This is a genomic window from Clostridium sp. Marseille-P299, assembly GCF_900078195.1.
GTDB lineage: Bacteria > Bacillota > Clostridia > Lachnospirales > Lachnospiraceae > Lachnoclostridium.
The window spans coordinates 757,496-779,952 of sequence record NZ_FJVE01000007.1; the positions used below are offsets into that span (position 1 = coordinate 757,496).

Genomic DNA, 22,457 nt, shown 5'->3' on the forward strand with positions numbered 1-22,457 from the left:
AGATAATTATATTAAAAATCATATATTAGAGTTGCCAAAAATATCTACACATAATATTTTGTGTAGATATTTTTTATGTACATAATAGTTGGACCATAGTATGAATACTTTTGGCTAAGATGGTGGAATGAATAAAGAATGATAGATCGATTATGAGAAAATCAAAATAATATATGAGTTAAATCAAAGTTGTCGAATTTTTTAAGTTAAGGAACCTTCACCAATCTAAAAAGCAGTATAAAATAAAGAAGAAATAAAAAATAGAAGGGTAAAAGAGTAAAGCAGTTACTTCGCAAAGACGTTGTTATTGTTATAGAAGATTTTATATAGTAGCTGACTTTAGTTAATTGGCATTTATACCAAAGATGTTATACAAAAAAACGGCAGTGCCGGTGCTTGAATTATCAAGTGACCAGCACTGCTTTATTTAGTAATTATAAGGTAAGTAAGTATTAGCTGTTTTTAACGATGCCATTTTCAATAAGGATTTCATTTATATAAGTAACTAGCTTAATGAGTGCATCAAAGTATTCTTTAAAAGTTTCTGCAGTAATTTTAAATTTTGCAATTGTAAGTTCCGCATTTTTTCGTATAGGTAGATTTTCATAGGATACTGTGTTTTCAAATGTTATACTTTTTCTTAGTTCATTTCTTTTTTGTACATATTTTTCGAAAAAGTTTGAACCATATTTTTTTTCTAAGCTATTGAAAGGTTCATAGGGTTTTACTTCCATGTGAAGAGGAATTTCATTAGAGCTTCCTTCTAGATGAATACTTATTGATCTTTTTTCATTGCCGTCATCTAATTCAAATTCCCAATTTTGCATAGAAAATTGGAAGAAGTGGTCATTTGACTGTGCTGATTTTCCGTGAAGACAGAAGTAATTTTTATTATTTGCTACATTTCCTGGTACATTGATTTTCCAAACTATATAGTCAATAAGTGTATGAAAATCAGTCTTGTTAGCGGGAAGATACTGTCTGTCATTATCTTCAATATCCTGGAAGAGAGATTTCTCTCTAAGAATATAAAAATCATAGAAATCTTTTGCTAATGGCATTTTATTAAATGGTTCTTCCGCGAGTAAAGCGCCAAGTTCAGCATATCTAATGTGAATGAAGTGCTGTGAAGTTAAGTTAATAGAAGAATTGTTCTTTGTCAGATATATGTACTGTCTGTTCTTGCAATTAGGAAATTCTGCTTGAAGGGCATTATAATACCGTTGTGTCTGTCGAATACCTTCATTGGAATTGATTTTATTTTCAATACAGATAATACGTTCTGGATTCTCACTGTCTTTGCCGATACGGATGAGAATATCGATATAGTTATGTTCGTTTTCAAAGAAAATATGATGTTCCCTTTCCACTGATATAATATCAGAATTTGATACAGGGGAAATATGTGCTATATGGCAGAATTTATTTAGAAACTGTAAACCATAGTCGGTATTAATATTCGGATTTAGGTAGTAAGACATAAGATTAGATATCGGAAGTTCTTTATTTTCAATTCCTAATAATTCAAATGCAGTTGTGTTCATATACATTTCCTTCTTTCAAAAATTCATATTATATAGTTTTATTATAAGCAAAGACAATGAAAATTCATATATTTTTTCGTACTTAAAAAGTAAAAGGGTTAAAGTTGTTAGGATTCTAGGTGTGTTTATAATTTCAAATCCTGTATGAATATTTGACTTCTAAGGATTGGAAGCTATATAATATTTTCAACAATGTTGTTATTATGATTGTTAAGGAGAATCGACATTACTGATATTTAACTTAAAGGAAATAGACAAGTATTATGGTTACTCAGAAAAGAAAAGTTTAACAAGAAATATGGAAAGGTTAGAGTATGAAAATTGAAATGGGAGAATCCCTTATATTATCTTGGCTAAAACACATTAAAGATTGTCAGCTGGTACAATTAAACTGGACAGTTTCGCCTGAATGGGACTTTCAAAATAAGGATATTATTGCAGAATTAATGAATAAAACTAATGATTTGTTTTCGATAAAATATGGCTATAATGTATTTAAAAATAATTCACTTGAACAGTTGATTGCTCAGAGCGAAGCTGATGCTGTGGGTATATCATTTGATGAAAATGGTGCTCATATTTACGCAGTAGATATTGCCTTTCACGAAAGTGGACTTAACTATGGCTCAAGAGAAGAAACAGTTTCACGTGTTGTGAAAAAATGTATCAGAACAGCGATGTGTATTTTAGGATGTTTTAATATTCCCTATGGTGATATTGTTTTTGCTTCACCCAAAATAACCCCTGCTGTGTATAATGATCTTATGGCTACAGTAGATGATATTAATGGTGTATTGCAAAACATGGGGCTTGAATATGATGTACATATTTTGGCAAATGAAAGCTTTCATAGTGAAATATTGTTGCCAGTGACACAAGTTGCAAATAATGTTTCAGATACTTCAGAACTATTTATGCGTGGACTACAATTATTTAATCTGTTTGATAAGAGACAAGTGAAAACTATTTCAATACCAAAAGAGCCTAAAGTAAGAGAGCAAAAAATAGCACAAAGTGCCGAAGATATTATTTCAGGCTATGAAAATCTAAAGGTGGCTGAAATTGCAAGAACTGCTTTACCGCCAATCTTAGAAAGTGGAAGAATTTCAGCGGAAATTATTGCTTTAATGCAAACAAAAGAGTATTCAAAAGAAAATTTTGATTTGCAATATCCGTTACTAGTAAAAAAATCGCAGTGTACTACTCGTCCAGTTAGATATATGGCAAAGCCGATTTTAGATATTTTTGGTGAAGAGTATTATCTTTGCTCTGAGTGGTTTGAAAAACCTGGAGCAAACAATGATAGACCATATCTACTTAGATGGATTAAAGATAATAAATAATGAAACTGCAATGCTAATGTACAATATATAGTTTATAAACCTCAAAACAACAGTGCTGGTGCTAAGATTTTACAAGCGGCTAGCATTGTTCTTTTTATATTTGGGATATTTCATTAGGATGATAGGCTTTGACTGAAGAGAAAAGAAATTAATGATAAGTTTAGTTAAAAGTCGCGAGAATCCTTTTTTGATTACTTGAGAGAAAAACGTTTGCTTTTACCGTAAACTAAACGCATTTTAATCATTGACACACATGGTAGTAAGTGATACTATATACCAGTAGTAAGTAATACTGAATACAAGTAATACAAAGTAGTGAAGAGGTGAGTAATTTGGATAATATAACAGAGATGTTAAAAGGTGTACTAGAAGGATGTGTTCTAGAGATTATTAGCCATGAAGAAATATACGGTTATGAAATTACAAAGAGACTAAATGCTCTTGGGTTTTCAGATGTTGTAGATGGAACAGTATATACTATATTAATAAGGCTTGAAAAAAATAAATTAGTAAATAGCACAAAAAGGCCATCTGATATGGGACCACCACGAAAGTTTTTCACTCTAAATGATGCAGGCCGTGAGGAGTTAAAGAAATTTTGGAAAAAATGGGAGTTTGTCTCATCGAAAATTAACGACTTAAAGGAGAGTAAATAATGAATTTTTGGGAAAAAGTTACTGGAAATGATATGACTAAAGAATATAAAGCTTTTGAAGCTAGAGCCAAAAAGTTACCAGTGGATTTTCAAGAGGCATGGGAACAAATTAAGAATAACCTCTGGCAACACTCGGATTTCACCGGTCGCAATCTAATGCCAATTCTAGATAGTGTACTTGGAATGCTTGAGGAAACGGCTGTGAATGGGCAGGATGTAACAGCAGTATTAGGGAATAATATCAAAGAATTTTGTTCAGCATTGGTTGGTGAAGAAGGGGCAAATTCTTTTCGAGATAAGTGGCGTAAGCAACTTAACAATAATATAGCCAAAAAACTAGGAAGATAGGAGGATAAAATGGGACTAAAAGATGTAATTGAAGGTAAAAAAGAATGGAGAGCCCACGTAGCACGTGTTAAAGAGCTTCCCAAAGACTATCAGATCGTCTATCATGAGATTCAAAAATATCTTTATAAAGTAGGACCTGTTGAGCTATCAGATGGAATCGATTTGCTTTCGGGTATCATAGATCTTTTTGAAGAGGGTGCAGCACGTGGGAAAGCTGTGCTAGAAGTGACTGGTAGTGATGTAGCGGCTTTCTGTGACGAACTTATCAAAGATTAAAAAACTTATGCTGACCTCAATCATGAATCTGTTCACCAAAAAAATAAGACTATGAAAAGGCTATAAATAAATAAGAGTAAATGGGGCGGTAGTGTGCGTAAACATGAGTGGATATATGCCTGGTATGTGGTAATAAACAAGGGGAAAGATATATGATGGTACGTTGATTTAGAACTTACTATTTTGTCCAAGGTATAAACTGAAACTAAAACAATAAAAAACATAATATATCGGTTATTAAAGAGCCAGACGCTAAGAAGTAGAGTTGATAACATGTGAGTTAATCACAGTTGTCGGCTCTTTTTTTGAAAGGTTCATATTGGTCATTTGTTTTCTATATCCCAATATAAAAAGATAATGAATTTACATATCCTTTTATCGTATAATCCAGTTTTAATGTCGTTTGGTACTATAACGGTGCTGTTTAAGCAAAAAAAGATTATATATTACGTATCCTATGTATATTATATATATAAAACTGTCAAAAAAATTAAGATATTATTTCATGGGGATATAAATATGAATGAGATTAAAAATTTAGATAAATATTTAGTATATCAGCCAAAAGTTGATTTGAATACATTGGAAATAGTAGGTTTAGAGGCTTTAATAAGATTTTTAGATCCTATGTCTCAAAATATATTAAATACTGAAGAAATTATTAGCTCAATAACATCTATAGATGAAATGATAGGATTAACTAGTGAAGTATTTGATAGAGTTATTTTGGATCTTGAAAAACTGGAGGATCTGAATTGTAAAGTAACTGTATCTATAAACATGTCCTCAAAAGAATTATGTAATATAAATGTGGAACGATTTTTAGAAAAAAAGCTAAGTAAATGTAAAAAATATTTTAATAGATTAGAAATCGAAATAACTGAGAAGCATGAAATCAAAGATAGTGAAATAATGCGGGAAAGGATTTCTTTATTGAAAAAGTGGGGAATTAACATATCCATTGATGATTTGGGATCAGAGTTTAATCAAAGTGATATGTTAGAAGAGTATCGTGTTGATATAGTTAAGGTAGATAAAAGTATGGTAAAGAATTTTAACCTTAAGAAAGATGAAATAAATTATATAGTTAATACGTGTAAAGAAAAAAATATAAAGTTATTAATTGAGGGAATTGAGTCAAAAGAAGATTTTAAAAGATTCTTAGAATTAGGATTTGATTTTGGTCAAGGGTATTATTTTTATAAACCAATGAAATTAGAAGAAATACTAGAAAAAACAAATTTATTAAAAAGCTATCCAAATTAACAATATATCTTTGTATAATATCATTAAAGAGATTATTTATAAAGTTTTTTTGGAGAGGTATCGATGTTAAATATTTGTTTATGTGATGATGATGTAAATGATTTAAATTGCTATTCAAATAGAATAAGTGAATTATTAGAGGAACATAATTACGCATTTAAAATTATAACTTATAGAAGTGGTGAAAGTTTAATTTTTGAACTGGAAGATAATCCTGATAAATTTGATATAATAATTATGGATATTATATTGGAAAGTATTAATGGTATTGAAACAACAAAAATATTAAGAGACTATGGATATAATGGAATTATAATATTTTTGACTTCAAGTAAGGAATTTGCATTAGATTCATTTAGAGTGGAACCCTTAAATTATATATTGAAGACGGATAGTGTTGATAGATTTAATAATATATTTTTAAAAGCTGCTGAGCAAGTTTATAAAAAAACGAATAAGAATATAATCGTTTTATCCAAGCCTCAAAGTAAAGTTATTAATTTAGATACTATCATTTATATGGAAAGTTTAAATAAAAAAGTTATATTGCATAAAATAACAGGAGATTTCGACGAAGTAAATTGTGTTTTTAAAGATATGTATGAAAAAGTTAGAGAGCAAGGGTTTATTCGTTGTCATAAGTCATATATAGTAAATATGAAATATGTACAGACATTTAATAAGTTAGAGTGCAAACTGCAAAGAGATTTTATTATACCAATAGGTAGAAAATATTCAAAAGATTTCAGACGTATGTTCATAGAAAATGAATTTGACAATATTATGATTTAAAATGGAGTGAACATTACTATGAAATTAATTATTAGTGAAATATTAGCTTTTCTATCTATATATACGTATAATTTATTTTTGATATATTTTTATGGAAAAGTAGTTGGATTTAAATTAAACAAGATAATATCACTTGTATTTTTCCCAATAATTATTACAACAGTTACTTTTAGTATGATAGTAAATTTAGTTTTTTTACCTATAGTATATATAATAAATTTTCTAGTATATATGTTAGTATTTAATTTAGTTTTTGATAAAACCCTAGGGCCTATTTATATACTAAGCATATGTCCAATTTTTCAAATAATTATTTTAAGAGATGTTATCATTGGGTTAACTGCATTGGTGCATGGAAATAGTATGTTTATAATAGTTCAAGATTATAATATATATATTTTTACATGTACTTTTTCAATGATAATAATTACGATTTTAGGATTGATATTTGATAAAGAAATTTATGTTACTAAAGTTAGAATGCTATTATTATACAGAAAAAAGTTGGGGTTAAATGTATTAACCGTTACAAGTTTAGTAGTTATATTATTAAATTCTAATTATACATACTATTATTCAGGGAATATACATTCAACAACTCCGATAATGCTGGCAAATAGAATTTGCATCTATGTTTGTTTTCACTTTGCTATTGGTATGAGTACCAAAATAATAAGATGGGTAGAGGAAGAGGTACTTTATAAAACTAACTTACTAAATCTAGAATATAATGAAAATTTAAATAAAAAGGTAGAGGAGTACTCGAACTTATTAAGTATGTACAATCATGATTTTAAAAACATATTGTACAATATTAGGGATTCCATTGAAATAGGAGATACGGAAAAGGCGAAAGAAATTATATTGGAATTTGATGAAAATATACATGAACTTACAAACTATAATAAACGATTATCAAATAATTCATTGGTAAATGCTTTACTTAATAGGCTATATACAGAATGTAATGCTAAGCATATTTGCTTTGAATCGGATTGCTATATTCCGAATAATCTTAGTATAACAGAACTAGAACTTGTAAATATTTTTAATAATTTATCAAGTAATGCAATAGAAGCCTGCATTAAGCAAAATAGTAATGAAAAAAGATGGGTAAGTTTTAAAAGTTACGTTAAGGATAATAATTTAATTATATATCAATGCAATTCGTTTAATGGGAATATAAAATTTAGAAATGATAAGTTAATGACAACGAAAGAAGATAAAAAGCGTCATGGTATAGGCGTAGAAAGTATAAAACATATCGTTTATAAAGCGAATGGCATAGCTCTTACAAAAGTAGATAAAGAAAATAGAGAGTTTAAATTTCTAATAAAAATCCCTTTAACAATACAGGAATAAGTAAAAGTGTTTTTTATATAAAAGGGTGAAGCACTTTTATTTGCTTTTTATTCAAAATCCAAAAAATAGAAGGCTGTAAGAGTGCAGAACATAAGAGATAACCGAGAGTTAGAATAGTTCAAAAGAATGATTTCTACTCTCGGATTTTTTGATTTTTATACTAGAAACTTGATGAGGTTACGATACTTTATTATAGGGGTGAAATGAAAAGTTTTTTCAATGTTTCTAATAATTAGTTAAATATCTTTAGACTATCAGTGAATAGGTTATTATGAGTTACAAGAAATAAAAACTCGAGAAACTAAATATAGCTGATAAATACAAAAAAGAACAAAATTAATGCCTTGTTTTCATATTTTGAAATGATTACTATGGAATAATAAAGGAGAGTAATTATATGCAGTTAAATATGAAACATAAAATAAAGTTTTTGAAGCAGGGCTCAAAGGTTGATCTTTATTTAGAACGAAAATATGGCAGTACGCAGTTTACATATAAAACGATTTTTGCTATGTTAATACCACTTATTTTGGACCATTTCTTTATCAATGTGATTAATTTACTAACAACTGCTATGATTAGTTCTTCTAGTCAAGAATCTGTTTCAGCAGTCAGTATAATATCTCCCGTGTCTATGATCATGTGGGCTATTTTTAGTGCAATTTCGGTGGGCGGTACCGTAGTTGTGGCACAGTATAAAGGTAGTGGTGATGAAACCAAAATCCGAAATGCTGCGGGGCAGGTTATGATGGCTACATTTTTAGTGGCGATTGTTTCATGCGTAATACTTATAGCATGCTCTGATGTACTGGTAAATCGTATGTTTGGAGCGGCTGATCCGGTTGTCATTCAGAAAGCACGTAGTTATCTTATTGGTGTAGCGATATCTCAGATTTTTCTTTCAATTTATATGGGAGCATTTGCTGCATTTCGCGGTATGGGCGCCACAAAGATATGTTTAAAGTTAACGATAATTATTAATGTGATACATTTGTTTGCAAGTATGTTGTTTATTAATGTGATGCATCTCGATATCTTAGGAACAACACTGTCACTTAACATAGCACGACTCATTGGAAGTGTAGTTGCAGTTTGGTTACTAATGTATCCTAAGAGTATATTACGGATTTATCCTAAGAATATCTTTAAAATTGATAGACTGATTTTAAAATCAATATTTAAGATTGGAATTCCATTTGCACTTGAGCAGGTCTTATTTAATGCTGGGAGTATGATTGTGCAAACCTATATTGTGCATCTTGGAACAATATACATAGCAGCAAATGCCATTGCGAATTCAGCATTTACTATTCTTTATTCGGCAGGTCTTGCTGTGGGAACTTTAGCGACAACCATTGTAGGGCAGTGTATCGGGGCGGATGACAAGGATTTGGCGAGACAATATGGTAAAAAAATGGTCCGACTGGGAACAGCAATGTCTTTAGTTTCGATTGCCTTACTATTTCCGTTGATGCCAATCATTTTAAATTTGTATCAAGCACCAGCAGAAACACTTTCTTTAATTTACAAATTACTACTCATTGCTATAATCCCTATGCCGTTTTTTTGGTCAACTTCCTATGTGATGCCAAATGTACTTCGTTCCGCTGGGGATGCAACGTTTAGTTCCATTGTTTCACTGATTACTATGTGGATTATTCGTGTTGGACTTGGATATATATTTGCAATAATATTTGGTTTAGGCGTGTATGGACTTTGGATCTGCTTGGGAATTGAATGGGCGGTACGTACTTTGGTTTTTTATTTACGATATCAATCAGATAAATGGTTGTCTAAGGGTGCGATGAAATAAAAAGAAGCGGATATGTAATAAAAAGAAGTGAATATGTAATAATGAAAAGCCCACAGGCTCTAGAATGAACCTGTGGGTTTGATTTTTAAAATGGTTTAGTATTGATATAAAACATTATACAATTTTAAGTATTTGCTATTCCTACTCGATAGTACTATTCTATATCTCGGTAATAGGTAATAATATGCCGTTTTTAGAAACAAATGTCTCAGTACATCGACTTTGGTCAAAACAGCAAGGTCTTTTTTTGCCAGCGCTAAGCATCGAACAAGCAGTCTCAATTCTTTTTTGGCGTGTCGCTGTATTGTTGGTAAATCGTATCCAACGAATCCATTCCCACCGTGCTTTTGTTGTGATTTTATTCCATTGATTCAGTAAATCAGAATTAACTAATGAATTATTTAAATCAGAAGGTACTTCTGGTTCAAGCCAAATCTTCATGGGTTCAACAATCAATGTTACTGTATCACCAACATTAGCATGTGCTTCCTTTGATAGAGTATCACTCACTCTAAACCAATGGCTTCCCATACCGTCTGGCTCAAGAGGAGCTTCAAAATAGATATTATTCATTGTTCCTTTCACCATCACCATTCCTCTGGATGGAAGTTCATCACTTGATTGTTTTGGAAATTTCAGTATACGCCATGTGTTTATTTCATAAATTTTGGTTTCAAAACAGATTTTTTCTATAATGATCACTCCTTTTTGGGTGTATATGAGATTTTTGAGTCATTTAGTACTATAAATAGATTATAAACAATAATTATCAAATGTAAAAGGTGTAAAAATGGAAGACTAATGGTTGTAGTTGCTCTAAAAATTAAGAGGCTAAGTGTACAGGCCATCATCAAGACCTAAAGACTTAGCCTCTTATAGAAAATCAACCTTTGCTACGTTTTAGAAAGTAGAAATATCTTTCCAACAAAGTTATCTTAAAAACCAAGAGGAATACCTAACCATATAAAAGCTAACAGTAATATTGTCCATGAAATCAAGAATAAAATGGAGTACGGAAACATTGTGCTAATTAAGTTACCAATGGTAAAGTCCTTCTTATACTTTTTCATATAAATTAAAATAACACCGGCATAGCTCATTAGCGGAGTAATAATGTTCGTAGAAGAATCCGCTAAACGGTAAGCTGCTGCAACTACATCAGGAGTCATATTTGGATTTGCCTGATATAGCATTGGTATAAAGATTGGACCAAGCAACATCCATTTTGAAGTAAGACCACCAACGAATAAATTGATGATGGCAGTTACAAGGATGAAGCCAATAATTAGTAGTATTGGAGATTTTGCAAGTCCAAACATTTCAAGGACACTTGCTCCAATATAAGTGACATAGGTTCCAAGATTAGTATAAGTTAACAATGCAAGAAAATTATAACTAAAGAAGGTTAAAACGATAACATAACCCATACTTCCAATTTGTTTTGACATTGCGGAAATTACATCGCTGGATTTTTTAAATGTGCCAATTGCAAAACCATAGAATAATCCACTAGCAAGGAAAACAAAGGTAATCAATAAAATGATGTTATCTAGATAAGGTGTTACTTTCGTACCTTCATTATCAATGTATGGTCTTAAAGGACCGAATGCAAGAAATACGCAAAATCCAAGTGATAAAACAAAACCTAGTAGCGAAAACCACAAAGCTCTTTTTTCTTCTTTACTAATAGAATACTCTGAGATGTTAATATCTTCTGGTACAGAATAAGATAACTTTTCAAACTTAGGACGTACAAAGCGATTTGTAATAAATCCTCCTAACAAGACTAGTAAAGCAGTGGATGCTAACATAAAGAAATAATGCATCGTGAATGGATTTAAATTCTTTCCTAAATAAGAAACAAAAGGAACTCCCTGTGTTGTTGCAAATCCTTGTGCATTGGTACCTATAATAACATCAATAACAGTTGCAGGAATCAAGTTTGCACTATAACCAGCAGATACACCTGCAAAAGCAGCAAACATACCAATGAGTGGATTCTTCTTAATGCCTAAGTATAAAAGACCAGCAAGAGGAATTAAAATAATATATCCTGCATCTGAAGCAATATTACTCATAATACCAAGGAATACCAAAAGATAAGGAAGAAAACGTTCTGGAATCTTACCTCCAACCTTTCGTATTAAAGCAGAGAAAAGACCCGATTCCTCAGCAATACCGATACCAAACATAACAATTAGTATGGTTCCAAGGATACCACCTGCGTAGGAGAGCCAGTTAGTTAATATTGCATTATCAAAAATCCATCGGATATTTTCTGCAGTAAACATATTTTTTATTTCATAGGTGATGGTCCCGCCATCTTTCCCAATGGTTTCAAACGTTGTCCCGCCAAATATTCCAGTCAATATCATTACAATGGCGTATAAGAAAATAAAGATCATTGCAGGATCTGGTATTTTAGAACCAACCTTTTCAACCCATGAAATTTTTTTGATTTCATTTTCTTTTTGCTTTTTCATTAATCATCTACCTTTCATTTATCCTAGTGTATAGTTTGAATCAAAACTAGGTTTCTTATCAACTCAATATTATTACCAATTTTGTTATTAAATGGAGTTAATGTATACTTAAAACAAAAAGTTGGCAATATATTAAATCATAGTAATGAAATGAGGAGAGATTCGATGGCAAGACATATGTTTTTTGGAGGAAATACACCGAATGGATTTTATGGCAGATTTGGCGATATTTTATTTTTAGAGAAAGCGAAGAAGATCATCTACCTAAAGGGATCATCAGGGAGTGGAAAAAGTACCTTGATGAGAAAGGTAGCAGCTACGTTTGAAGAGAAAGGAATAGAGGTTGATTATATTCATTGCTCAAATAATGTTACTGATTTGGATGGTATTTGTATTCGCGAAAAGGGAATCAGCATGGTGGATGCGACGGCACCTCATGTATGCGATCCGTCCGTGCCAGTTGCGATTGATGAGATATTCAATCTTGCAGATTTTATAGATAGGAATTATATAAAGGAACATGCAAAAGAGCTGCTAAAGCTACAAGTTCAAAAAAAACCTTATTATCAAAAAGCATATGCTTATTTAAATGCAGCTTGCAAAATATATGAAAATAATATCTATATGAATCATCAGGCACTGAATCTAGTGAAGCTTAGGGCTGCAATCGAAGCAGAAATAAAACCATTTTATTTAGAAAAGCTTTCCGAAAAGCCAGGCTTAAATCGTAGTTTTTTTGCCAGTGCAGTTTCGCCCCAAGGTATGGTCAGCTATTTGGATAGCTTGGTAAAAGACATGACAATTGTTGCATTAAAGGGCGAAGGTGGAATGGGCATGGAGCAGATGTTACCGGCTATCCGTGACATGGCAAATAGCCGGGGGTATTATACAGAAAGTTGTCTGTGCACCCTAAATACAGAAAAAATGGATCATTTACTAATTCCGGAGCGTAATTTGGCTTATATTACTTTAAATGAGTATCACGCCGTGGAGCAATCGAAATCGGTTGACAGAGTAATTGATTTTACAGAGTTTTGTGATATAGATTTGCTGATGAAACATAGTGAAGAAATGGAATACAATAAAAAGATCTTTGATGAACTTCTTCAAAAATCAATGAATATGATGGATGCTCAAAAGGTCGTTCATGATGAGATTGAAAAGCTATATATAGCGAGCATGGATTTTTCAGGTTTAGACCAAGCGTTTTATACAATTTTGGACATAATCCAAAATGCCATACAGGAAAAACTTTAATAATAGCATCACTATACTTACTCAGTATTAATGTTATATAAGCAGAAAGAAGAAAAACACCGCATCCAGTATAGTATAATTACTGGTATTGTGGTGTTTTTTCGTTCTTTTATTTTATCTTATATATTTTCCAATACCACACTGACAGGATAATGGTCGGATAGAAAAATTCCATTTTCACAACCCATCCAAAGCTCACGCTTACTGCATTCCAAACCGGAAGAAACTGCAATATAATCTATCTTTTCAGGTGGGAACATTCTTCCAAAGTCATGGAACGTTCCGTCCATCCCATTGGTAAGGTCTCTTAAAAAATTACTATTTACCATGAGCTGTATTTCAGGGGAGTCAGGATATCCGTTAAAATCTCCAGTTAATATCATTTCAATTTTTCCATATCCCGCCTGTTCTTTTTGTTCGGCTGCCTGTTTCATGTGCTTTAATATTTGCTCCATACCAAGCAATCTTGCTTCGCTTCCAATATGATCTAAGTGGGTATTTAAGAGATAGTATAGTTTTTTAGTCTCTAAATCTTGTAGAAACAACTCTGTAACTGATCTTGGGCACATGCTTTGATTGTCATATCTGGATCCAGGAATCTCGGGAGTTAAAGAAAGCCAAAAAGTATTCATAGAGATTAGCTGAAATTTTTCTTTCTTAATTGCTACCGTGTTTTGCTCACCTTGCAAGTCTTTTTCTCTACCACAGCCAAGAATGTAATAATCTTTTAAATTTTCTTTCATCCAACTGGCTACATGAGGTAATACTTCTTGAAAACAGATAATGTCTGCATTTTCTTTGTTTAGTTTCTTTAAAATAAGATCCTTTCTATTTTGAAAGTTATTATCTCCATCCTGATTATAATCACAACGGATATTAAAGGTTACTACTTTCATATATATTTACCTCCAATTTTAAATAAATACCCATCTCTAATTATGCCTAACTAAAAAATCCTTGAAAAATCCATCATTAAGATTTATACAAGGATTTTTTAGAGGTTTTATTATATAGATAAGTATAAAATAATTTTTACTATTATTAAAAGATTATCAACATCAATTAATAGAGTTATTACATTTTTATTTCTTTAAGTAGACATGAAATTGATTATCTTTCTTTGTAGCTTCAATAAAGTCATCTTTTGAAATTTCGAAACCAGCATTTCGGTAATGATTCATAATGTAGTTTCCAGGAAGTTCTTTGTTTCTTGATTTTACACATATCGGTTGATCCATATTATTATCTATATGATAGATAAAGGAGACGGTTTTTCCGTAGCATGTATATTGTAAGGAGGCTCCATCGAAATCCTCTGTTATAACCGGATCAATATGTATTTTATTATTAGTGAAACGAATGCCAAGTAAATCTGCAATAATTCGTCGGATATAGATTCCAGGACCACTAGAATAAAGCCTCCAGCCTCCTTTTACTGATATGTCACCGGTTCTTAATTTATCAAAATTGGCTGCATATTCATAACGATCATTAAAACATCCTTCTGAGCTGCTAAAGTAAACATTACTTTGACGTGTTAATGCATTTGGTACATACTCAGTAAGCAGGATTGGATTAATACGCATCAAAGCATCCCAAGCTTTTTCTGATAATCCTAGTGTTGCAGCAGCTTCAATATATCGAATATGTGCATGTGAATATTGGAGGCTGATTTCTCTGCCAACATTGGCTGCTTGTTCTGCTCTTAAGAAAATTTTACTGATTCCTCCATTATAGCTAGCAGGATGATCCATTAGACGAACACCGTCAGGACATGATAAATGTTGGTCGATAATGTCCATATTGCGGGATGCTAGTTCTGGTTCTGCCAATTGAGCAATGATACTTCTCGTTAACGGTAGTAAACGATAGTGTATGGATGTTTCAGTATCCATAGGATGTAGCATATATTTCATATGATCCTCAGATTCTCTGTAAAGAAATCCTGCTATAACCCCATCTTTAATCAGATATTGATAGAAGGAAATTTTAATTTCCGTTGCCATATGTGAAACGTCCTTTGCAAAGGATTCATCTGTATCTAAAACAGATAAGCTAAGTATCTCCAGGGTTTGCATAGCAAGTGCCTGAGTCCAAGCGCTCACTAAATTTTCTTTTAACTTACGATTGGCAGGTTGTAAGGTATCGTCCCAATCCCCTCCAGCGTAGGAAATAAGAGCAGTACCAGGAAGATAACGATTTTTTATGGCATCAACAGCATGCTTTATGTGAGTCAATATGGTTTCAGGTTTATTGACGAGCAATGCACCCTTTTGGGTACGGTAATCAACAACTTCTTCCAGAATGGAAGAATCACCAGTAGCCTGTATATAATCGCTGATGGATTTTAATGGCCAAAATACGATATCTCCATGGCAGTCTTCTTGATGCATAGAATAACGATCAAACATAAACCATTGTGGCCACTCAAAAATTTCATCAAATTGATGTGAGAATAGTGTTAATAATATATCACGAACAAGTTGATAATGTTGTGTGGTTAAGAAAAATTCAATTGGGCCCTGACACACATCACGAGTACCCCAAGCTGCGCCACCAGATTGTTCAAGTCCGTGTGGGGAAGCAAAATGAATTAAAGCATCATGTGTGTACCAATGCATAATTGTATTTAATTTTTGCGTTGTAAGGGAAGCACCCTTTGGAGTACTTATCTTAAAATTACAGGTTAGGTTGTTATAATATTCATGATAAGCCTCCTTTTGTGCTGGATAGTCATAGCTGTCCAGGAAGGGAATATCATTTTCATTATCGTAGCCTTGCATTACAATATCAAAATTGGAACTGCTTGGTATCATAACAGATAAAAGAGATGGATTTATTGTAGTATTTTCTTCAAAGAAGAAACGATCATCTGTTATGGTACTATTTTTAGGGATTCTCATACGAAAATGAAGATCAGGATAATATGAATTTGTAATAACATCTGAAGTTGGACGAATCTGTAATATATTATCTTCTTTCGTTAATACAATATCGTTTTCGTATTCATTTGGTCCAGCAGTAAGTTGATTTGTAACGATAAAATCATATTTTATGTTGTTTATAGATTGAACTTTTAGGACGATTTCTGGTCGATTATACATGGCAAATGAGGTTATGATTAAAACATCCTCTTCTAACTGATAGTACCAGGTACTTCCGGCCACATCCATTTCATAAGCTGCAGGTAATGTAAGCAGTCTGTAAGAATCTCCAATTTTAACATAAATTCTTTGACCACTATGTTTTTCTACATTTAATAGCCCTCTGTGATTGGATAGTAGTTTATTATAGGTTGTATTTCCCACTACGAACTGACAATTAAATACACCATAGATATAGTTGGTGGAGCTAACTACTCCTTGAGGAACTTTCGTTAAATCAAAGTTTGTCATGAGGATGTGTCCATGGGGACGTTCTGTTATTAATTCTTTTGCTTGTAAAACTACATGACCATTTGTAGGAGTGAAAAAGGAAAGTAATGTATCACTATCTTTTTCTTCTAATAATCGATCAGGAAAATATTGATTTAGTTGTTCTTTTTTCCATTGTTTGGAAGAATAAGGAGTTCCGGTCTTAGTAAGAGATGGCACTTTAACAGGTTGGAAGTCCTGGGATTCCTTACTTCTATAGGCATTTTGTAATTCATTTATGTATTCGATTTCTTTAATAGCTTCTGGATGATTGGATTTGCAGATACCGTAAAACGAAAACTGCTTTGTACCGGATAGAGAAAATGATTCCGTTTGAAGTGCGGTATGTGACAACTCATATTGTTTATTTTTGCTAGGAAGATTGCCAAGCAATGCTTCAGGAATATCTGTTTTTTTGTAAGAAAGTCCAAAAAATTGTGTACCATCGGTAGAATATGCAATAGAACGTATCCCTAGGCTACCTTGTTGAAGATAAGGGTAGGATTCATTCTGGGCCATATTCTGTCTAGAGCAGATAACATATCCATAATCTCCTTCAAAAATACTATGTCCTAAATATTGTGCTGCATATAATTCATTTGTATTTATACTTCCCTTTGAGCCAATACCGATATCCTGAGAGTAGATAATATCTGCTTTGTCACATTTGCCATTCAGAGATATATCCCAAAACCAGATTCCATTAGAGGCCAAACGAAAAGTAACAGTGTAGCTGATTTGTTCAACAATACCTTCAAACACAAGAGAAGAATTGCTTGATTTTAAACTGCTTTTGGATGCTAATCCTACCAATGGGTAAAAAGTAAGGGAGTCATCTTTGTATATTCGAAGATATATATTATTGGCTGAGCCATTTAATGTGTTACCTCGAAAAGAATTAATCAGAATGGAGTCATGAATCCATTCAAAACTATCTCCTCCAGATAAAAAAGTAAAAGCACTGTTGCCGTTTTTCAAGGTGATTGGAGCAGATAAAGTTTTTAATCTCATAGTAATTACCTCCTTCAGGAAATTAAGTGGAAACATTTCCAATTACCATGAAGTATACAAGGGTGTAAACTATATGTCAAGGAAAATTGTCTATAATACAAGATTTAAAATGACAAGTAAAAATTTGTTTTGGTGAAAGTGTATAAAAATATTTTTATTAATCTTAATTTGATAAACATATTGACAATATGTTTTGAATGGATTATGATAAAGATATCAAAAAAAGGAAACGTTTCCCTTTGTTATTCTTCCTATTTTTGATAATAAAATGAATGGAGGAGAGGAATTGAAAATAAAACGAAACATCCATATATTTGGAAAAGAAGTACGAAAGAATTGGGTTATGTTCCTTATGCTTTTACCAGCAATCGTATATTTTATTATATTTTCATATATCACGATGCCCGGAGCATATGTAGCTTTCGTTAACTACAATCCTACAAAAGGAATTTTTGGAAGTGAATTCGTAGGATTCAAAAATTTCGAGTTTTTAATTAAAAATGGTGACCTTTGGAGAATAACAAAAAATACATTACTTTATAATTTGGTCTTTTTAATTCTAAGTCATTCTCTGCAAATTATAATGGCTATTATGTTATCTGAAATAACCGCAAAGGTATTTAAGAAAGTATCACAGTCAGTAATTTTATTACCACACTTTATTTCTTATGTAATCGTTGGAGTGTTTGCGTATAACTTTTTTAATTATGATAATGGATTTATAAATTCCATATTAGTAAATCTAGGAATGGAACGATTTTCTTTTTATAACAGTCCTGGGATATGGAAGTACATAATTGTATTCTTCTACTTATGGAAGTCTACAGGATACGGTATGATTGTATATTTGGCAGCTATTACAGGGATTAGCCATGAGATTTATGAAGCTGCGTATATTGATGGGGCTAGTCGCTTACAGAGAATTCGTTACGTGACGGTTCCACTTTTAAAGCCAACCTTTGTTTTATTAGTATTATTTGGTTTGGGAGGAATTTTAAGAGGATCATTTGATTTGTTTTATAACCTCATCGGTACCAATTCACTCCTTTATCATTCAACAGATATTATTGATACTTATGTATACCGTAGCTTAATTGGTTCTTTTAATTTCTCTTCAAGTGCTGCTGTAGGTTTGTATCAGTCGGTGTTCGGATTGATATTAGTTCTAACCATTAATTTTATTGTTCGAAAAATAGAACCAGATAGTGCGTTATTTTAATGAAAGGAGGTACAAGATGAAGACAAGTCATCAAAAAGGTAATACCATCAAAATGAGCAGAAGTAATAGAAATTTGAATGTGATTTGTTATGGGGTAATTGGAATTTTTGCAATCATTTGCCTTTTTCCATTTGCATTAATGATCACCTCCTCCTTTATGACAGAAAAAGAGATTGTTGCAGAAGGGTATAAGTTATTTCCTAAAGAAATATCGTTTTCAGCATATAAATATTTGCTGGATAATCCGACGAAACTTATTGATGCATATAAAGTTACTATTACAACTACTGTGGTAGGTACTGTGCTTGGTCTACTTATAATGTCTATGGCAGGATATGTACTTAATCGTAAGGATTTTAGATATCGAAACTTCTTTTCCTTTTTCATATACTTTACTACTTTATTTAGCGGTGGTTTAGTACCTTCTTATATTTTAAATGTAAGATATCTTCATTTAAAAGACAGTTTATGGGCAATGATTCTACCAGGTCTCATTAGTGCATGGTCTATATTTTTAATGAGAAACTTTATGAAGGCCATACCGGATGAATTGTATGAATCTGCCATGATGGACGGCGCTGGTGCCTTCTCCATTTACCGTAAAATTTTTATGCCACTAGCCATTCCTTCCTTAGCTACCGTTGGACTTTTTCTTGCTTTAGGTTACTGGAATCAATGGTATAATGCGAGCTTATATATTGACACGCCATCTAAGTATCCACTGCAATATTATTTACAAAAGATGATTAATCAGGCAAATATTGAGGCTTTAACAAGTCAGGGGCACGTTATTGATATACAATCATTGCCAACACAGTCTGTAAAGATGGCTACGGCAGTATTAACGATTGGGCCAATTATCCTGCTGTATCCATTTGTACAGAAGTATTTTGTAACTGGACTTACCATGGGTTCCGTGAAAGGTTGAGAACTTCTAAATCGAAATTATAGTCTTTACTTATAAGTAGAAGAACTATAAAATAAAAGGAGGAAAAAGTATGAAATTAAAAAAAGTTGTGTCGAGTATTTTATGCCTTACTATGGCTACCGTGCTATTAGCTGGATGTAGTAAAGGGGGAAAAGCAAACCAAACAGGCAATCAAGCGGATTCAGAAGGAAATGTGGAGTTATCACAGCATGTCACACTTAGCCTGTATCTTTATGGTTCTGCGGGGGTAGCAAACGCTGATATTTTAGCAGAAATCAATCGTAAACTTACAGAAGATATCAATACATCCATCGAAATCAAGTATATCGATTGGGGTGATATCGGCACAAAGTATCCGCTCATTTGGGCTTCTGGGGAAGAGTTTGATATGGCGTATGCTTCAGCAACCACTGCTGTACCATTTTACACACTTGCAAAACAGGGTTCTTTATATGATATTACGAGTATCATTGACAAGTATACCCCAACCCTAAAGGAAAAAGTTCCAGCATCCAGTTGGGCTGCAACATCATCCGATGGTAAAATCTATGGAGTACCTAGCCTTGGTTCAGGCTATAACAATACTGGATTTGTATACAATAAAGCGAATTGTAAAAAATGGGGTATTAGTGAAGTTACAGATTTAGAATCCATGATAGCATATTGTGACGCTTCCGTAGCAAATGGTATTTATCCTTTTAATGGTGACGCTAACATATCAAAAGATTTTTATAAAATGTTAGTTGAATTAACTGGAAAATGGGTTCCTGCTCCTGGAATATCAAATGAAGAAATGTTTTTAGTAACTCGCGATTATAATAATATTAATGATATTGTTCACCCAGCATTTACGGATGAATTTGTAGAGTTTGTGAAAATGTTAGATGAATGGGAAGGAAAAGGCTATTGGCCTAAGGATATTTTATCCGCTTCTACAGGTGATAAAGAAATGTATAAGAATGGACAATCCTCTTCTTACATAACACATTTGGGAGATTGGACAGGAAACTATACAAATATTCATGGTCAATTACAAGATCAAGATATTGATGCATGGTATTTTGGTGAAACTACGAATAAAATAATGAAAAGCTCACCAGCACAGGATATCACAGTTGTGAATGCGAATTCGAAAAATGCAGAAAGATGTGTTATGGCAATCGAAAAATTCTTAACAGATCAATCTTACTATAATTTGTGGCAGTATGGTATCGAAGGTCGTCAATACCAAGTTGCAGATGGATTTCTTGAAAAACCTGCAAGTTACGATGAAAATGTAGATGCAGGCGGATTTGCTGGATGGGCATTTAGTAACTCAGAATTTAAGATTCCACTAAAAACAGAGCATCCAAGCCGTTACGAGAAAATGGCTGAGTGGAGTAAGATTTATCTTAGTGACCCTTACACAGGATTTAGCTTTGATTCATCTAAGGTAAGTACAGAACTTTCAGCAATAAGTAACGTAAACTCAACACTTGGTATTCAGCTTATGTTAGGTAAGACAGATAATGTAGAGGCTGCTATTGAGGAATATAGAAATCAGTTAAAAAAGGCAGGTATTGATACGGTTATAGAAGAATTAAAAAATCAACTATCATCCTTTACACCTGTTGTGACAAACTAATAAAAAGAGCTGTTGCACAACAATTACATAGAGTTTTGCAACAGCCTCTTTTCTATAAAATAAAGTATTTAAATCTTGATAATGGAGGTACATAATGGCGAAGGTCAATATTAAGGATATAGCAAGACTATCAGGAGTAGGTATTGCAACAGTTTCTCGTGTAATAAATCAAACTGGGAAAGTCAGTGAGAAGACAAGAAAGAAAGTTATGGATGTAATTAATGAATATAATTATATCCCTAATAATAATGCTCGAAATCTAAAATTAACTCAATCTGAAAATATTGCATTGATTGTCAAGTATATGTCCAACCCATTTTTTATCAAGATGATGGATGTCATAGAAATGGAAATGGAATCTAGAGGATATCCCCTTTTGATTCAGAACGTAGATGATAGGTCAGATGAACTTGATATTGCAATCAGTGAGTCTATGCACAGTAATTTATGTGGTGTAATTATTTTAGGAGGGTCCTTCTCTTCCTATACTGAGGCGAAATTTAAGCAACTTGGGATACCCTCTGTTCTTCTTACCGTAAATTCTGAAGGAAATGTTGACCCCTCTCTTTATTCAAGCGTGATTATAGATGATGAAAAAGAGGCCTATAAAGCAACGAAATATTTGATTGAAATGGGACATAGGAATATAGGGTTTTTATACAAAGATTCAGACAGTCTGGTTACTCCGAATATATTGCGCTATCAAGGATATAAAAGAGCATTGGAGGAAAGTGGTATTCCAGTGGATAATAATTTAATATCTACAGGACTTCCAATCAGTGGCACAGGTTTTCGTACAGGATTTATGGCTATGAAACAGTTAATGCAAAAAAATCCTCATATGACTGCTGTTTTTGCCTTTTCTGATGTATTGGCAATTGGAGCAGCAAAGGCAGCATTAAGTAGTGGTAAGAGAATACCGGAAGATATCTCCATTATAGGATTTGATGGTATAGAAATGATGGAATTTTATAATCCAGCTTTGGATACTGTGTATCAGCCTGCAACAGAAATGGCTTTATCGGCAGTATCACTATTGCAGGGAATGATGAATGGAGAAAAATCACAGCACATCGTGTATGACTCTGTTATTATGAAACGAGGTTCCGTTAAAAAGATATAA

17 protein-coding genes and 1 pseudogene are annotated in these 22,457 nt (G+C 32.3%); 13 read left to right on the forward strand and 5 right to left on the reverse strand.

The window, feature by feature from the left end:
• Window positions 1-452 precede the first annotated feature (452 nt).
• Window positions 453-1,544 carry a PD-(D/E)XK nuclease family protein gene (locus BN4220_RS11510; protein ID WP_066716226.1) on the reverse strand — a complete coding sequence of 364 codons (1,092 nt, stop codon included), beginning with the start codon at window positions 1,542-1,544 and terminating at the stop codon, window positions 453-455.
• A 314-nt stretch (window positions 1,545-1,858) separates the two neighbouring features.
• Between BN4220_RS11510 and BN4220_RS11515 the strand changes: the two genes are divergently transcribed.
• The 8 genes and pseudogenes from BN4220_RS11515 (at window position 1,859) to BN4220_RS11550 (ending at window position 9,399) form a co-directional block, all read left to right on the forward strand.
• Window positions 1,859-2,887 carry a hypothetical protein gene (locus BN4220_RS11515; RefSeq protein ID WP_066716229.1) on the forward strand — a complete coding sequence of 343 codons (1,029 nt, stop codon included), beginning with the start codon at window positions 1,859-1,861 and terminating at the stop codon, window positions 2,885-2,887.
• 332 nt (window positions 2,888-3,219) lie between these two features.
• Window positions 3,220-3,543, forward strand: coding sequence for a PadR family transcriptional regulator (locus BN4220_RS11520; protein ID WP_066716231.1), 324 nt, complete (start codon window positions 3,220-3,222; stop codon window positions 3,541-3,543).
• On the forward strand, window positions 3,543-3,890 hold the full coding sequence (locus BN4220_RS11525) for a DUF1048 domain-containing protein (RefSeq protein WP_066716232.1): 348 nt from the start codon (window positions 3,543-3,545) through the stop codon (window positions 3,888-3,890). Before BN4220_RS11520 ends, BN4220_RS11525 begins: the two co-directional genes overlap by 1 nt.
• Before the next feature lie 9 nt (window positions 3,891-3,899).
• Window positions 3,900-4,163, forward strand: a pseudogene (locus BN4220_RS11530) (DUF1048 domain-containing protein); the annotation flags it as partial.
• A 522-nt stretch (window positions 4,164-4,685) separates the two neighbouring features.
• A complete protein-coding gene (locus BN4220_RS11535) occupies window positions 4,686-5,432 on the forward strand; it encodes an EAL domain-containing protein (RefSeq protein ID WP_066716235.1) in 747 nt (248 codons plus the stop codon).
• Between the two features lie 63 nt (window positions 5,433-5,495).
• On the forward strand, window positions 5,496-6,224 hold the full coding sequence (locus BN4220_RS11540) for a LytR/AlgR family response regulator transcription factor (protein WP_066716237.1): 729 nt from the start codon (window positions 5,496-5,498) through the stop codon (window positions 6,222-6,224).
• Between the two features lie 18 nt (window positions 6,225-6,242).
• Window positions 6,243-7,586, forward strand: coding sequence for a sensor histidine kinase (locus tag BN4220_RS11545; RefSeq protein WP_066716239.1), 1,344 nt, complete (start codon window positions 6,243-6,245; stop codon window positions 7,584-7,586).
• 397 nt (window positions 7,587-7,983) lie between these two features.
• A complete protein-coding gene (locus BN4220_RS11550) occupies window positions 7,984-9,399 on the forward strand; it encodes an MATE family efflux transporter (protein ID WP_066716241.1) in 1,416 nt (471 codons plus the stop codon).
• 159 nt (window positions 9,400-9,558) lie between these two features.
• Here the strand turns inward: BN4220_RS11550 and BN4220_RS11555 are convergent, their stop codons facing one another.
• Both BN4220_RS11555 and BN4220_RS11560 read right to left on the reverse strand, forming a co-directional pair.
• Window positions 9,559-10,101 carry a YdeI/OmpD-associated family protein gene (locus tag BN4220_RS11555; RefSeq protein WP_066716243.1) on the reverse strand — a complete coding sequence of 181 codons (543 nt, stop codon included), beginning with the start codon at window positions 10,099-10,101 and terminating at the stop codon, window positions 9,559-9,561.
• A 233-nt stretch (window positions 10,102-10,334) separates the two neighbouring features.
• Complete coding sequence (locus BN4220_RS11560; RefSeq protein ID WP_066716245.1) at window positions 10,335-11,882, reverse strand: AbgT family transporter; 1,548 nt, start codon at window positions 11,880-11,882, stop codon at window positions 10,335-10,337.
• Window positions 11,883-12,047: 165 nt separating this feature from the next.
• Between BN4220_RS11560 and BN4220_RS11565 the strand changes: the two genes are divergently transcribed.
• On the forward strand, window positions 12,048-13,139 hold the full coding sequence (locus BN4220_RS11565) for a hypothetical protein (RefSeq protein WP_066716247.1): 1,092 nt from the start codon (window positions 12,048-12,050) through the stop codon (window positions 13,137-13,139).
• Window positions 13,140-13,258: 119 nt separating this feature from the next.
• Here the strand turns inward: BN4220_RS11565 and BN4220_RS11570 are convergent, their stop codons facing one another.
• Window positions 13,259-14,035 (reverse strand): endonuclease/exonuclease/phosphatase family protein, encoded by a 777-nt coding sequence (locus tag BN4220_RS11570; protein ID WP_066716249.1) that lies wholly within the window; start codon window positions 14,033-14,035, stop codon window positions 13,259-13,261.
• Window positions 14,036-14,221: 186 nt separating this feature from the next.
• Complete coding sequence (locus BN4220_RS11575; protein ID WP_066716251.1) at window positions 14,222-17,563, reverse strand: GH36-type glycosyl hydrolase domain-containing protein; 3,342 nt, start codon at window positions 17,561-17,563, stop codon at window positions 14,222-14,224.
• Between the two features lie 286 nt (window positions 17,564-17,849).
• On the opposite strand from BN4220_RS11575, the gene BN4220_RS11580 reads away from it, so the two are divergent.
• The 4 genes from BN4220_RS11580 to BN4220_RS11595 all read left to right on the forward strand — a co-directional run bounded on the left by BN4220_RS11580 (window position 17,850) and on the right by BN4220_RS11595 (window position 22,457).
• The gene (locus BN4220_RS11580) at window positions 17,850-18,782 is read left to right on the forward strand and encodes an ABC transporter permease (protein ID WP_347477085.1); all 933 of its coding nucleotides are present in this window, start codon (window positions 17,850-17,852) and stop codon (window positions 18,780-18,782) included.
• 16 nt (window positions 18,783-18,798) lie between these two features.
• Window positions 18,799-19,710: a carbohydrate ABC transporter permease gene (locus tag BN4220_RS11585; protein WP_066716255.1), complete on the forward strand. Its 912-nt coding sequence runs from the start codon at window positions 18,799-18,801 to the stop codon at window positions 19,708-19,710.
• Window positions 19,711-19,780: 70 nt separating this feature from the next.
• Entirely contained in the window at window positions 19,781-21,334 is a 1,554-nt protein-coding gene (locus BN4220_RS11590; RefSeq protein WP_066716257.1) for an ABC transporter substrate-binding protein, read from the forward strand.
• 94 nt (window positions 21,335-21,428) lie between these two features.
• On the forward strand, window positions 21,429-22,457 hold the full coding sequence (locus tag BN4220_RS11595; RefSeq protein ID WP_066716259.1) for a LacI family DNA-binding transcriptional regulator: 1,029 nt from the start codon (window positions 21,429-21,431) through the stop codon (window positions 22,455-22,457).